Source organism: Aquimarina sp. AU58, assembly GCF_900312745.1.
GTDB lineage: Bacteria > Bacteroidota > Bacteroidia > Flavobacteriales > Flavobacteriaceae > Aquimarina > Aquimarina spinulae.
The window spans coordinates 837,336-851,914 of the sequence record NZ_OMPD01000014.1 but is presented as its reverse complement, the minus strand read 5'-3'; the positions used below and the strand labels follow the sequence as shown (position 1 = coordinate 851,914).

General features: G+C 35.2%; 8 protein-coding genes and 1 tRNA gene. 3 read left to right on the top strand and 6 right to left on the bottom strand.

The window, feature by feature from the left end; translation table 11 throughout:
- Positions 1-19: 19 nt before the first annotated feature.
- Entirely contained in the window at positions 20-3,145 is a 3,126-nt protein-coding gene (locus DK441_RS15025; protein WP_109851441.1) for a TAT-variant-translocated molybdopterin oxidoreductase, read from the bottom strand.
- 59 nt (positions 3,146-3,204) lie between these two features.
- The gene (locus DK441_RS15020; RefSeq protein ID WP_109851440.1) at positions 3,205-4,518 is read right to left on the bottom strand and encodes a c-type cytochrome; all 1,314 of its coding nucleotides are present in this window, start codon (positions 4,516-4,518) and stop codon (positions 3,205-3,207) included.
- Between the two features lie 222 nt (positions 4,519-4,740).
- Between DK441_RS15020 and DK441_RS15015 the strand changes: the two genes are divergently transcribed.
- Complete coding sequence (locus tag DK441_RS15015) at positions 4,741-5,205, top strand: SPOR domain-containing protein (protein WP_160112111.1); 465 nt, start codon at positions 4,741-4,743, stop codon at positions 5,203-5,205.
- Between the two features lie 84 nt (positions 5,206-5,289).
- Here DK441_RS15015 and infB read toward each other — a convergent pair whose 3' ends face one another.
- The 3 genes from infB to rimP are packed head-to-tail and all read right to left on the bottom strand — an operon-like array spanning position 5,290 to position 9,901.
- A complete protein-coding gene (gene infB, locus DK441_RS15010) occupies positions 5,290-8,109 on the bottom strand; it encodes a translation initiation factor IF-2 (RefSeq protein WP_109851438.1) in 2,820 nt (939 codons plus the stop codon).
- A 43-nt stretch (positions 8,110-8,152) separates the two neighbouring features.
- Positions 8,153-9,385, bottom strand: a complete 1,233-nt coding sequence (gene nusA / locus DK441_RS15005; protein WP_074409706.1) for a transcription termination factor NusA — start codon at positions 9,383-9,385, stop codon at positions 8,153-8,155.
- Positions 9,386-9,400: 15 nt separating this feature from the next.
- On the bottom strand, positions 9,401-9,901 hold the full coding sequence (gene rimP, locus DK441_RS15000) for a ribosome assembly cofactor RimP (RefSeq protein WP_235015770.1): 501 nt from the start codon (positions 9,899-9,901) through the stop codon (positions 9,401-9,403).
- Positions 9,902-10,089: 188 nt separating this feature from the next.
- On the opposite strand from rimP, the gene DK441_RS14995 reads away from it, so the two are divergent.
- Positions 10,090-10,923 carry a universal stress protein gene (locus DK441_RS14995; protein ID WP_370444320.1) on the top strand — a complete coding sequence of 278 codons (834 nt, stop codon included), beginning with the start codon at positions 10,090-10,092 and terminating at the stop codon, positions 10,921-10,923.
- A gap of 54 nt (positions 10,924-10,977) precedes the next feature.
- Here the strand turns inward: DK441_RS14995 and DK441_RS14990 are convergent.
- A tRNA-Gln gene (locus tag DK441_RS14990) sits at positions 10,978-11,050 on the bottom strand.
- Positions 11,051-11,256: 206 nt separating this feature from the next.
- Here DK441_RS14990 and DK441_RS14985 point away from each other — a divergent pair.
- Positions 11,257-14,565 (top strand): DUF2723 domain-containing protein, encoded by a 3,309-nt coding sequence (locus DK441_RS14985; RefSeq protein WP_109851437.1) that lies wholly within the window; start codon positions 11,257-11,259, stop codon positions 14,563-14,565.
- Positions 14,566-14,579: the final 14 nt, after the last annotated feature.

Here is a 14,579-nt window from a genome sequence, read left to right as displayed (position 1 = left end):
TGATTCTTTAATTAGTTAATTAAGCTTCCGTAGTATTTCTTACTTTGGTATGATACATAACGTTAGGCTTAGTCCCAACATGCTCTAGTAAGTGATACATACGATCATCCTCTTTAAGTTTAGCTACTTCACTATCTTTATCATTGACATCACCAAATACCATAGCACCTGATGAACAAGCTGCAGAACAAGCTGTTTGGAATTCTCCATCCTTAACTTCTCTACCATCTCGTTTTGCATCCAAAATAGTTTTTTGCGTCATTTGAATACACATAGAACATTTTTCCATAACCCCTCTAGAACGTACAGTAACATCAGGATTAAGTACCATTCTACCTAAATCATTATTCATGTGATAATCAAACTCATCATTGTTGTTATACAAGAACCAGTTAAACCTACGTACTTTATACGGACAGTTGTTAGCACAGTATCTTGTACCCACACAACGGTTATATGCCATATGGTTTTGTCCTTGTCTACCATGTGATGTAGCAGCAACAGGGCACACGGTCTCACATGGAGCATGGTTACAGTGCTGACACATTACTGGTTGGAATACTACCTGAGGATTATCTGATGGATTTTCCATCTCACCAAACTCTGATAAGGAACTTCCTAAACCTGCTATTGCATCTTTCTTATTGTTATCTCCTTCAAAACTATCTTGAGAAGAATAGTAACGATCAATACGTAACCAGTGCATATCACGAGATCTACGTATTTCTGACTTACCTACAACAGGTACATTATTCTCTGCATGACATGCAATCACACAAGCACCACATCCTGTACAAGCATTTAAATCTATTGAAAGATTAAAATGATGTCCTACAGAACGATCAAATTCATCCCAAAGATCAACTTCTGGAGAAGTAACTTCATATTCTATATGATTTTTACTCACTTCAGGAATTGCGTTCCAATCGTGCTTATCTTTTGTATTGAATATTTCGAGAGTCGTTTCTTTTACAATATCGCCACGACCCATTAATGTATTATGTAATTGTACACAAGCAAACTCATGCACTCCTTCTGCAGCCGTAATTGAAACGTTTTGTACTGCATTAAGGTTTTGATATAAAGGGTAGGCATTTATTCCTACTATCATATCTTTTTTAAGCCCTTTAGACTTACCATACCCTAAAGCCAATCCAACAGAACCTTTGGCTTGTCCTGGTTGAATAATTACCGGAACAATAACTTCAGCTTCTCCTACCATTACTTTTGCATAGCTCCCATTTAAGGCTCCATTTGCAACATTTTCGTTGGCTAATCCTAGCTCGGCAGCATCTGCTCTAGAAACTGTTAAGTAATTATCCCAAGATGCTCTGGTAATAGGATCAGGCATTTCTTGTAGCCAAGGGTTATTAGCCTGTTGACCATCTCCTAATGCTATTTTTGTATATAATGTAAGTTCTATTCCATTTGATTTCGAAACAGAAAGTCTTCTCGATGCAGCACCAACATCTGGTCCTGCCGAAGTTGGCACTGGAGCAGCTTCTATATCAGCCACATCTCCTTCTGGTGCTTCAAGTGCATCTACTAATTCTTGTTTTGGAAGTGTTGGTTTTACCAATACCCCATCATGAAGAGCTTGATTCCAGGAAGTACCTCCAAGAATACCCGTCCATGCACTTTTTATATAATCAAGGTAGGTAGATGAATTACCTGTCCATTTTAATAATGTTTCTTGAAACTGTCTTGCATCAAATAATGGTCGAATAGTTGGTTGTATTAAGCTGTAGCTTCCTTTTTTTAACTCAACATCTCCCCAAGATTCTAAATAGTGAGGTGTTGTTGCAATATAGTTACACAACTCAGCCGTAGCATCATTATGCATACTAAATGCTACAGATATATCTACTTTTTCAAGACCACTTTTAAATTCATTTGCATTTGGTAATGAATATACCGGATTAACACCAGCAATTAGCAAACCACCAACGCGTCCTGCATTCATATCTTTTACCAATTGAGCAACTGCTTTAGCATCTCCTTGACGTATTGTACGCGGAGTATTTTTATTAAAAGCTTTACTCTGTATTGCTTTATTAATTTCTAAAACTACTAATTGTGCATCAACATCCTGAATCCCTGTAACTACTATAGCATTGCTTCCCGCTTTTTGAATCTGCTTAGCAGCTTTAACTACTTCTGCATCCAGTTTAGAATCTAAAGCTCCTTTAGAACCAGATCCCGTTACATATTTGTATAGTGCAGCAAGCACTTGTTTTTGTTGTGACGGAGTAGCTTGTATTCTTCTATCTGCATTAGCTCCAGTTAAAGACATATTTGCCTCAAAGTGGGTATGCTTAGACATTTTTCCGTTTTTCGGAATACGTCCTTTAGCATAACCGCTATCATATCCTCCTCCTTGCCAATCTCCCAAAAAGTCAGCACCAATACTTACTACTGTATTTGCCTTAGAAAAATCATAATCTGCAAGAGCTCTTTCTCCATACATCATTTGATATGCATCCAAAGCCTCACTGTTAGAAATAGCATCGTATACTACGTGTTTAACGTTTTGATATTTTGCCCTAAATTCTGAAATCAATTTTGATGTAGATGGACTGGCATATGTTTGAGTTAATAAAACAATTTGCTTACCTCCAAGGCTATTTAACTTGGTGCCTATTTCTTTATCCAGCTCATCCCAACTAATATCTTCTGTCCCTTTTTTAGGTCCTTGAAGACGAGAACTATCATATAATGATAATACTGAAGCGTGAACTCTAGCATTTGCATCACCATTAGATGTTGCTAGATTATTATTTTCTACTTTAATAGGTCGACCTTCTCTGGTTTTTATTAAAACACTAGCAAAATCATACCCATCTGCTATTGTAGTAGCATAATAGTTAGCAACTCCAGGCACTATTCTATCTGGCTGTACTACGTAAGGTATTGATTTTTTAACAGGGCCTTCACATGCTGCTAATGAAGCAGCAGCTGTACTAAAACCTACATATTTAAGAAAATCACGACGAGAAGTCGATGAATTTTCTAATGATGACTTATCACCTAAAAACTCATCCGTAGGAATCTCCTTAACGAATTCGTTTTGTTGTAGCGCCTCAACAATAGAGCTATTTTCGTTTAGCTCTTCAACACTTTTCCAGTATTTCTTGTTTGATGACATATATAATTGATATTAGCTTCTTACTATTCTTCCGTTTACGAAAAACAATTGTTTTATTATTAATAATGACATTTACCACATTCCAGACCACCCATTTGAGCAGCTGTCAATTGATCAACACCATATTTTTTAGAAAGTTCTTTATGAATTTTCTCATAATACTTATTATCAGCAACTTTTACATTGGTCTCTCTATGACAATTAATACACCACCCCATAGTAAGCGGAGCATGCTGATACATAATTTCCATTTCCTCTACCGGACCGTGACATGTCTGGCATTCTACTCCTGCAACACTTACGTGCTGAGAGTGATTAAAGTATGCAAAATCAGGAAGGTTATGAATACGAACCCATTTTACAGGCTTAGTGTCACCAGTATATGCTTGTGTATCAGTATCCCAACCTACTGCTTTGTATAATTTTTGAATCTCACCATCATAAAATTCTTTAGAGTATTCTTCTGTCGCAGTAGCATCAGCTACCTCACTAATAGACTTATGACAGTTCATACAAACATTAAGAGAAGGAATTCCCGATGTTTTACTAACTCTTGCAGAAGAGTGACAATATTTACATTCTATCTTATTATCACCCGCGTGAATTTTATGAGAATAGTGTATGGGTTGAACAGGTTGATATCCTTGATCAACTCCTATCTGCATAAAGTATCCATATACAAAGTAACCACTCGCAAGCAACAAGAAAATAGCAGTAACCATAACCAAGAATTGGTTTTGAATAAATGCTTTCCAGATTGGAGTTCTTTCCTCTGCTTGTGGCAACTCTACATTATTAGCCTCTGCAAAGCTTCTTAATGTTTTATTAACAAGGAATAAAACCACAACCAGCATCAAAAACACTAATGCCAATATTGCTAAAATCACATTAGAAGAAACACCTCCTCCTGTAGTCTCAGTTTCCTTTCCTATAGTTTGTGGTGGCGGATCAGCCTTAGGCTCCATTACATAAGCCAAAATATTATCAATATCACCATCTGTTAACTGCGGAAAAGCATTCATTGCAGTCTTATTATACTCTTCAAAAATAGCAACAGCTTGAGCATCACCAGAAGCGACCATAGCTGCACTATTCTTTATCCATGAATATAACCATGCTTTGTCATACTTATCAGCAACTCCAAAAAGAGCAGGACCAACTGCTTTTTTATAACGCTTATGACAAGCTGCACAAAGTGATTTAAACAACTCTTCTCCCTTAGCTACATCTCCTCCAGACGAAGCTTCAGTTACAGCAGCGTTATCAACAGCCGCTTCATCCTGCCCAAAGACAGGGTTAAAAAAAGTAAATAAAAAAACAGTTCCTAGGATTAGGATTTTAGAGGCTGAATTTCGGTGTTTCACCTGTTTCATATTATCAAGTAGAATTATCGTCTTAATTTTGGTATGGTTTTTTCATTAATATCTTAAAAAAGATATAAAACCGGCACTTTTAATTCGACGACAAAAGTACTATAATTAGTCGATTTTGGAAATGTTAGAGAACCGTTAACTGTTAATTTATAACAATTCTAAATAATATTTTTTAATGATTTTGAGTTATTAAACTTTACCTTTGCATCAAATCAATTTGTAATGAGAATGTTAAACACCACAAACCATATTTTTCTGTTTGGTTTTTACCTTATAATTACCAGCACTTTAACCGCTCAGGAGACCACAAATATCACTCCTGGAACTCCAAATCAGCCTGATTTTGTACCTGTAAATATATTACCACAACCAGAAGCGTCTGTAACTATCAATCAAGATCCACGAATAAAAATGCTTCTTGACATAAAATCTAAGATGGAAAAAGATGGAGAATTTAGTGACCGCTATAAGATTCAGCTATATTATGGTAATTTAAATAAGGCAAATGAAATAATAAGAGCTTCAAAAGAAGCTTTTCCGAAATGGAGCTCGTCGATCCAATGGGAAACACCTAATTATAAAGTATGGATGGGAAACTATCGCACAAGACTTGAAGCTGACAGAGCATTAAAAGAGGTACACACCAAATTCCCTAATGCATTCATATTTAGACCAGAAAAAAAATAAAGACTCTTCTTTCTTATTCATAAATAATAAAACCCGATGTTTTCACATCGGGTTTTATTATTATTTACTAAATTATTCTAGATCTTATAGTTTCTTCTTTACGGCTACTTCTTGATAAGCCTCTACTATATCACCTTCTTTAATATCATTATAGTTTTTAATTTGCAGACCACAGTCATATCCTTTTGCTACTTCTTTTACATCATCTTTAAATCTTTTTAAAGAAGCAAACTCACCAGTATACACTACAACACCTTCTCGAATCAAGCGTACGCCAGAATTTCTGAAAAGTTTACCTGTAAGAACCATACATCCAGCAATTGTACCAACTTTAGATATCTTAAATGTTTCTCTAATTTCTGCAGTTCCCGTAACTTCTTCTTTCATTACCGGAGAAAGCATTCCTTCCATTGCATCTTTAAGATCATTAATAGCATCGTAGATAATCGAATATGTTCTGATATCAATTTCTTCTTTATCTGCAACCTGTCTGGCATTACCCGCCGGTCTAACATTAAATCCAATAATAATCGCATCAGATGCAGATGCCAGCAACACATCACTTTCTGTAATTGCTCCTACTGCTTTATGAATGATATTTACATGAATTTCTTCTGTAGACAATTTCTGGAACGAATCTGTTAATGCCTCTACAGAACCATCAACATCTCCTTTAAGAATAATATTAAGTTCTTTAAAATCTCCTAATGCTATTCGACGTCCGATCTCATCTAGTGTAATATGTCGTTGTGTACGTACAGATTGCTCTCTATGTAATTGTGCTCGTTTTGAAGCAATATCCTTAGCTTCTCGCTCATCTTCTAACACACTAAACTTATCCCCCGCTTGTGGAGCACCATCTAATCCAAGAATTGAAACAGGTGTAGAAGGTCCTGCTTCTTTTACGCTATTTCCTCGTTCATCCTGCATCGCCTTAATCTTACCGCTATTTTTACCTGCAAGAACATAATCTCCTATTTTAAGCGTACCTGTTTGTACTAAAATAGTAGATACATAACCACGCCCTTTATCTAAAAATGCTTCGACAACTGTACCCGACGCTAATCGATCTGGATTTGCTTTAAGCTCTAGTATCTCAGCTTCAAGAAGTACTTTTTCAAGTAATTCTTTAACTCCTAATCCAGTTTTAGCAGAAATATCATGGGATTGGATTTTTCCTCCCCAATCTTCTACTAATAAATTCATAGAAGCTAGTTTTTCTTTTATCTTTTCAGGATTTGCTTCTTGCCTATCTACCTTATTAATAGCAAACACAATAGGAACTCCTGCTGCCTGAGCATGACTAATCGCTTCTTTGGTCTGTGGCATCACATCATCATCTGCCGCAATCACAATAATAGCTAAATCTGTTACTTGTGCACCACGTGCACGCATTGCGGTAAACGCTTCGTGACCAGGTGTATCTAAAAATGCTATTTTTTGTCCATTTTCTAACTGTACTCCATAGGCTCCAATGTGCTGGGTAATCCCACCACTCTCACCAGCTATTACATTTTCTTCTCGAATATAATCAAGTAGAGATGTTTTACCATGATCAACATGTCCCATTACAGTTACAATTGGTGCTCTTTCTTCTAAATCTTCGGGAGCATCTACAATTTCTTCTATAGACTCCTCGATATCTGCAGTTACAAAATTAACCTCATAACCAAATTCATCTGCTACAATAGAAAGAGTTTCCGCATCTAAACGCTGATTCATTGTCACCATTATTCCTAATGACATACAAGCCGAAATAATATCGGTGGTTGGCACATTCATCATTGTAGCAACCTCAGAAGCTGTAACAAATTCTGTTACCTTAAGCACTTTACTTTCTTGTTCTTGTTGTGCTACATCATCTTCTGCTTTCTGACGGTGCTGATCTCTCTTATCTCTACGATACTTAGCCGCTTTTGACTTATTAGATTTTCCTTGTAATTTTTCAAGAGTTTCTCGTACTTGTTTTTGTACTTCTTCTTCACTTGGCTCTTCTTTTACAATAGCAGGTCGTTTACCTTTTGCAGGTCCTCTTCCTCTGTTTCCACCTCGGTTACCACCACCAGACTGACCTCCTGGTCTACCGCCGCCAGATCCTTGAGCACCACCTCCTTCTTTACTAATTCTTCGTCGGCGTTTCTTTGCTGCATCACCTGCATTCGAAGATTTCTTATCAGATTTATCTTCTTTCTTTTTCGCTGGTTTTTTAAACTGAGTTAAGTCAATTTTCTGACCTGTAAAATTAGGGCCATCTAATTTTTTATACTGAGTTTTAACCTTTTCTGGTTCTACAGAAACTTCAGCTTCCACTTCTGGCGCTGGAGTTTCAGGCTTATCTTTACTCACAACAGGCTTTACAGGCTTTACAGGTTTTTCTTCTTTTATTTCTTTTGGCGCTTGTCGCGTTATTTTAATTCCTTTTTTCTGAGGTCTATTTGAAACTATTTCTGGAGCTTTGCTTTTTGCTTCTTCCTTTTCTTTTACCTCTTCTACCTTAGGAGTTTCGACTGCTTTTTCTTCGGGCTTTGCAGTATTATCTTCTTGTTTAGCAGCTTCTAATTCAATCTTACCGACTTGCTTAGGTCCGCTTAACTGAGCTTTGGCTTTTACGACTTCTCGAGCTTCTGCACGCTTACGCTTTTCTTCCTGTTCATTTTCGATCTGCACTCGCAACGCTTCTTTCTCTTTCTTCTTTTCTTCTCCGACTTCCTTTGAAGCTACTTTTTTACTCTTATCCGTTTGAAATTCATCAAACAAGAGCTGATAAATCTCCGAAGAAATTTTCGTAGTAGGACGCGCATCTATCTCATGACCTTTTGAATTCAAAAAGTCAACAGCCCGATCTAGCGAGATATTGAATTCGCGTAATACTTTATTTAGTCTCATTGTTCCTGCTTCAGCCATAAATGCCTTTTATTTAATGCTCAAATATAATTAATTGTGATTATTAATCTTCAAATTCAGATTTTAATATTCTAATCACTTCGCTTACCGTCTCTTCTTCAAGGTCAGTTCGCTTTACTAAATCACTAATATCCTGTTCTAAAATACTCTTTGCTGTATCCAAACCAATTTTAGAAAATTCTTCAATAATCCATGAGTCGATTTCATCAGAAAATTCTGTAAGTTCTACATCTTCTTCTACTCCTTCTCTAAACACATCTATCTCATAACCTGTTAGTTGCCCAGCTAACCTAATATTATGACCTCCTCGACCAATAGCTTTAGAAACCTCTTCTGGCCTTAGCATTACTTCTGCTCGACTGGTCTCTTCATTAATCTTTATAGAAGTTACTTTTGCAGGGCTTAACGCTCTGGTAATAAATAATTGTAAATTATTTGTATAATTAATAACATCAATATTTTCATTACCTAATTCTCTTACGATACCATGTATACGAGAACCTTTCATACCAACACATGCTCCTACAGGATCAATTCTGTCATCATACGAATCTACAGCAACTTTTGCTTTTTCTCCAGGTATTCTAACTACTTTTTTAACTGTAATTAACCCATCAAACACTTCTGGTATTTCTGATTCGAACAATTTCTCTAAAAACAGAGGCGATGTTCTAGACATAACAATAGATGGTTTATTACCTTTAAGCTCTACAGATTCGATTACTCCTCGTACATTTTCTCCTTTTCTGAAAAAATCAGAAGGTATTTGTCTATCCTTAGGCAATATAATCTCATTACCTTCGTCATCCAACATGATAATCGCTCTATGACGAATATGATGAACTTCTGCAGTATAAATTTCTCCTTCTAGTTCTTTAAACTGTTTATAAATATTAGTATTGTCGTGTTCATGGATTTTAGAAATCAAATTCTGGCGCAATGCCAATATAGAACGTCTTCCTAAATCTATGAGTTTAACTTCTTCTGATACGTCTTCACCTACCTCAAAATCAGGCTCTATTTTTTGTGCTTCAGTTAGTGATATCTCTTGATTACCGTCTTCAACTTCGCCATCTCCTACTACAATACGGTTTCTCCAAATTTCTAAATCTCCTTTATCAGGATTTATAATGATATCGAAATTGTCATCACTACCAAACTTCTTCTTTAGAGCATTCCTAAATACATCTTCTAAGATCGACATTAAAGTAACACGATCTATAAATTTATCATCCTTGAATTCTGAAAATGATTCTATTAATGCGATATTTTCCATATCAATATATTATAATTAAAATGTTATCATAACTTTTGCTTCTACAATATTTTCATAAGCTATATTAGCTTCTTTAGTAACGGTTACTTTACCTTTACCTACTGGCTTAGGCTCTCGTGTTTTCCACGTTAAGACAACTGCATCTTCGGTCGCCGAGATCAGCTCTCCTTCGATCGTTTCTTTGGTTGTTTTTACCTTAAGTTTTCTCCCCACATTCTTTTTGTATTGCCGAACATGTTTCAGGCCTTCAGAAACGCCAGAAGACATCACCTGAAGAGAGAAGTCTTCTTCTTCTCTATCTAAATTGTGCTCAATTGCCCTGCTCACAGCGATACAATCTTCTACTTTCACACCATTATCCCCATCAATAATAATTTCAATACTATTGTCGGGATGAATTTTACTTTCAATTAGAAATAAGGACGGATTTTCTTGAAGTGCCCCCTCTAATAAATTCTGAACTTTGTCTTTTAATGACATAAATAGATAAAAAGAGGGGACTTCTCGTCCCCTCATCCTGGTTTTTTAATTTCAACGGTGCAAAGATAGTAATAATATCTTATATACAAAATATCGCTAAGAATGAATTTATTCGTAAATTTAAGATATACTATACAAACAGCTTCTTACTTAAACCATATAACCATCAATATGTTCTAAATTCAAAGTGATAAACGAATAACATATTTCAAAAAAGCAGTATTATGATTAAAAGTATACTAGTTCCAACAGATTTTTCTAAACAAGCCGAAAGTGCACTAAAAGTAGCCGCTCAAATAGCAAAAAAAAATAATGCCAAAATCTATCTGTTACATATTTTAGAACTCCCTATGCATCTTACAGATTTAATGTCTTCTGGAGCACCAGGACCTGCACCAGAGGCCGTTTTTTTTATGAAACAAACCCATAAAAAGTTTGAAGAAGTATTAAATCAGGGCTATTTAAAAGATATTGACGTCATTGAGACTGTAAATTTTGAAGATGTATTACATGGAATTATTAATTCGAGCACCAAAAATGATATAGATATCATCATTATGGGATCTCATGGCTCCTCTGGTTTTGAAGAATTGTTTATAGGCTCTAATGCAGAAAAAGTGGTAAGGACATCAAAAAAACCAGTATTAGTCATCAAAGAAGATTGTGATATTTTTGGAATTAATGACTTTGTATATGCTACAAATTTTGATGATGAAGATAAGCCATGTCTTTTAGCAGCACACGATTTTTCTAAATCTATTCAAGCAAAACTTCATTTAGTATGGATAAATACAGCTAATGGATTTAAAACCACTTATGAAACCGAAGAAAAGATGAATAATATGATCTCTAATCTAGCCATAGAGGACTATAGCTTAAATATCTATAACGACAATACCGTAGAAAAAGGAATACTTAATTTTGCTGACTCTATCAATGCAGGTATGATCGGCATTAGCACTCATGGCAGAAAAGGAATATCACACTTTATTAACGGAAGTTTAGGGGAAGACGTTGTAAATCATGCAAAAAGACCAGTGCTCACTTTTAAAATTTAATAGCTTCATACTGCTAAAAATAAAAAAGGAGCAAATAAATTTGCTCCTTTTTTGTTGGCCTACTAGGGCTCGAACCTAGACTCTTCTGGACCAAAACCAGACGTGTTGCCAGTTACACCATAGGCCAATACGTGTTTGCGGGTGCAAATTTAAAATTTTCTTTTGGCTCTGCAAACATTTTTTAAAATTTATTCTATTAAATCAATAATCTATCTACAAAACAGTTGTTATATACCTAAAATATAAACTTCTGTTAAGCGTTTCCTAAAAAAACTAAGGTTAAAGTATTTTTATTATTAAATTCGCCACACGTTATATAACTGAATAAATCTTATGAGCACATTCAACTTTACCAAGTGGAATAAAATATTAGGATGGATTGTTTTTACCATCGCTTTATGCGTTTACGCAATGACGGTAGAACCCACTGCTAGTTTTTGGGATGCAGGAGAATATATTGCCACCTCTTCAAAACTACAAGTTGGCCATCCACCAGGGGCACCATTGTTTCAAATGATTGGAGCTTTTGCTTCTGCTTTTGCATCAAATCCCACACAAATTGCATTAATGGTAAATATGACTTCTGCGTTTGCAAGTGCATTTACGATCCTTTTTATGTTTTGGTCGATCACCATTCTTGTCAAAAAAGTAATCGTTAAAGATGAAGAATTAACACAAGGTAAAGCAATGGCTATTCTAGGTAGTGGTATGGTAGGGGCTCTCGCCTTTTCCTTTACAGATAGCTTTTGGTTTAATGCTGTAGAAGCCGAAGTATATGCAATGGCCACCTGTATTTTATCTGTTCTTTTCTATCTTGGATTATTATGGGAACGAGACATGCATACCTCTAGAGGTAATAAATGGCTACTATTAATCTCTTTTATTGTAGGACTATCTTTCGGTGTTCACTTTATGGGATTACTCTCTATTCCTGCAATAGGGCTATTATATTATTTCAAAAATTACAAAGAAATTACTATTAGAAATTTCATTGTTGCCAATATCACTGTTGTAGCTATATTATTGTTTATTTTTAAACTCCTATTACCTTCTACACTTAAATTCTTTGGTGCAGCCGAAGTCTTTTTTGTTAATTCTATAGGTATGCCTTTTAATTCAGGAACCATTATTGCCGGATTAATAATCGCTGCAGCTTTTTATTTTGGTATAAAATACACTCGTAAAAAAAATTACCCACAATTAAACACATTGTTATTATGTGTTATGTTTATCCTAATAGGATTTTCTAGCTGGGTTATGTTACCTATACGAGCAAATGCCGGAACTGTAATTAATGAAAATAATCCCAATAACGCAAGAGAGCTTCTGGCATATTATAACTTAGAACAATACCCAGAAACCCATCTTTTTTATGGGCCTCAATTTACAGAAATCTATGCCGGTCTGGATGAGAACAATCCATATGAAGATGGCAAACCGAAATATGAAAAAGATCTTAAAACCGGAAAATATATTATAGTTAACGATTGGAAAAATGCAAAACAAAATCTTGATGATGCACATAAAGCCATTTTACCAAGAATGTGGAGCACAGAGCATATTGCTAATTATATGGAGTTTACCGGGCCAATTAAATTTACAATCAAGCCCGAGTATCAAGGTGAAGAAGAATTACTTAATGCCGTTACTCAATTTAGAAGAGAATATGCTACAGGAAAATTGGATAATGATGATTATAATAAATTTTTACAATCGTTTGGTAATTATATCAATGTAGAAAAACCCTCTTTTGGGGATAACGTAGTATATTTATTTGATTACCAAATGGGATATATGTACTGGCGTTATTTTATGTGGAATTTTGTTGGCCGACAAGATGACAACCAAGGTAAACTAACCGATTTAGAAGGAAATTGGCTTAGTGGTATTAAATTTATTGATGAAATTCGATTAGGGTCTCAAGACAATTTACCTAGTGATGCTCTTAAAAATAAGGCTCGCAACACCTACTACTTCTTACCATTACTACTAGGGTTAATTGGTTTTGTATTTATGCTACAAAGAGATAAGAAAAAATTCTGGGTTTTGCTCATTTTTTTCTTATTTACAGGTTTAGCACTAAAAATTTACCTTAATGAAAGACCTTTTGAACCAAGAGAGCGAGATTATGCGCTGGTAGGGTCATTTTATGTATTTGCCATCTGGATAGGGTTTGGTGTATATGCTTTGTTTGATTTACTTAAAAAATACCTACAACCCAAAATACTTGCTCCTATAGTTACTGTTGTTTGCTTATTGGCTGTACCAGTATTATTAGCAGCACAAAACTGGGATGATCACGATCGTTCAAATCGATATACTGCACAATCTATGGCAAAAATGTACTTGCAATCTTGTCAAAAAGATGCCATACTATTTACGATAGGAGATAATGACACATTTGCGCTATGGTATGCACAAGAAATCGAAGGTTACCGTACAGATGTTAGAACCGTAAACACAAGCCTTTTTGCAACAGATTGGTATATAGACCAAATGAAAAAAGCTGCATACGAAGGAAAACCTATCCCCTCTCAATTAACTCATGAATTCTATCGATTCGGAAATAACGATGCTATTTATCACAAACCTGTAACTTCTGACACCATGCTTATCAAAAACTGGATGAGATGGATAGAAACAGATGACCCTCGAACTAAAGGAGATTTGCAAAGTGGTAAAAAAGTAAATACATTTCCTACTAAGCACATAAGGATTCCTGTAGACAAAGAAGCGGTGCTTAGAAATGGTATTGTAGCTCAAAAAGATGCTGATCTTATTGTACCTTATATTGATATTCACCTTAATGGGGATTTATTATTCAAAAATCGTCTTTTGATGCTGGATATTATCGCTAATAACAATTGGGAAAGACCTATTTATTTTACTGGCGGAAGTTATGGAGATGATGATTTCTTATGGATGAAAGACTACCTGCAATTAGATGGGGTTACGTTTAAATTAGTCCCTATTCGTACTAAGGTAAATCCTCGAAATCCTTTTGAAATGGGTAGATTAGATACCGATCTCATGTATAAAAACGTAACTAGTTGGGATTGGGGTAATAGTAATGATCCAAATATATATCATGATCCAGAAACCAGGAAAAATGCAATTACATATCGTAGCAATCTAGCAAGACTTGTAGAGGCTTTAATCCAAGAGGATAAAAAAGATAAAGCCAAAGAAATTTTGGATCTTGCAATGGACAAAATGCCAATCGAATACTATGAGTATTACACTCTGGTAGAGCCTTATATTTCTGGATATTACGAGATAGGAGAAAAACAAAAAGCTCGAGACTTATGGATAAAACTAGCAAAAAAATACCAGGAGCAACTCACCTATTTTGGTAGCTTAGAGCTTAAAGATCAATATCGTTATGCCGAAGAGATCGTAACTAATGTAGAACGATATCGTAGTGTAGTTGATTTATTGCTAATCAATCAGGATCGGGAAATGATAGAAGAAAAAGCAGATGAGTTTAACAAATATCTAAGATTGTTTACTCGACTCTATTCTGAAGATGAAGAATATGATGGTGATGATGAAGCCATACGTAAACAACAAGAAGAAGATCTTATTAAAGAGTTTCAAAACCAGGAAAAATCGTTAGATTCTTTAGATAGTATAGCAAACTAATTATTAAAAGTGAG

Excerpts from the sequence above, each read along its gene's own strand:
- DK441_RS15025 (WP_109851441.1), bottom strand. The coding sequence starts at position 3,145 with ATGTCATCAAACAAGAAATACTGGAAAAGTGTTGAAGAGCTAAACGAA.
- DK441_RS15020 (WP_109851440.1), bottom strand. The coding sequence starts at position 4,518 with ATGAAACAGGTGAAACACCGAAATTCAGCCTCTAAAATCCTAATCCTA.
- DK441_RS15015 (WP_160112111.1), top strand. The coding sequence starts at position 4,741 with ATGAGAATGTTAAACACCACAAACCATATTTTTCTGTTTGGTTTTTAC.
- infB (WP_109851438.1), bottom strand. The coding sequence starts at position 8,109 with ATGGCTGAAGCAGGAACAATGAGACTAAATAAAGTATTACGCGAATTC.
- nusA (WP_074409706.1), bottom strand. The coding sequence starts at position 9,385 with ATGGAAAATATCGCATTAATAGAATCATTTTCAGAATTCAAGGATGAT.
- rimP (WP_235015770.1), bottom strand. The coding sequence starts at position 9,901 with ATGAGGGGACGAGAAGTCCCCTCTTTTTATCTATTTATGTCATTAAAA.
- DK441_RS14995 (WP_370444320.1), top strand. The coding sequence starts at position 10,090 with ATGATTAAAAGTATACTAGTTCCAACAGATTTTTCTAAACAAGCCGAA.
- DK441_RS14985 (WP_109851437.1), top strand. The coding sequence starts at position 11,257 with ATGAGCACATTCAACTTTACCAAGTGGAATAAAATATTAGGATGGATT.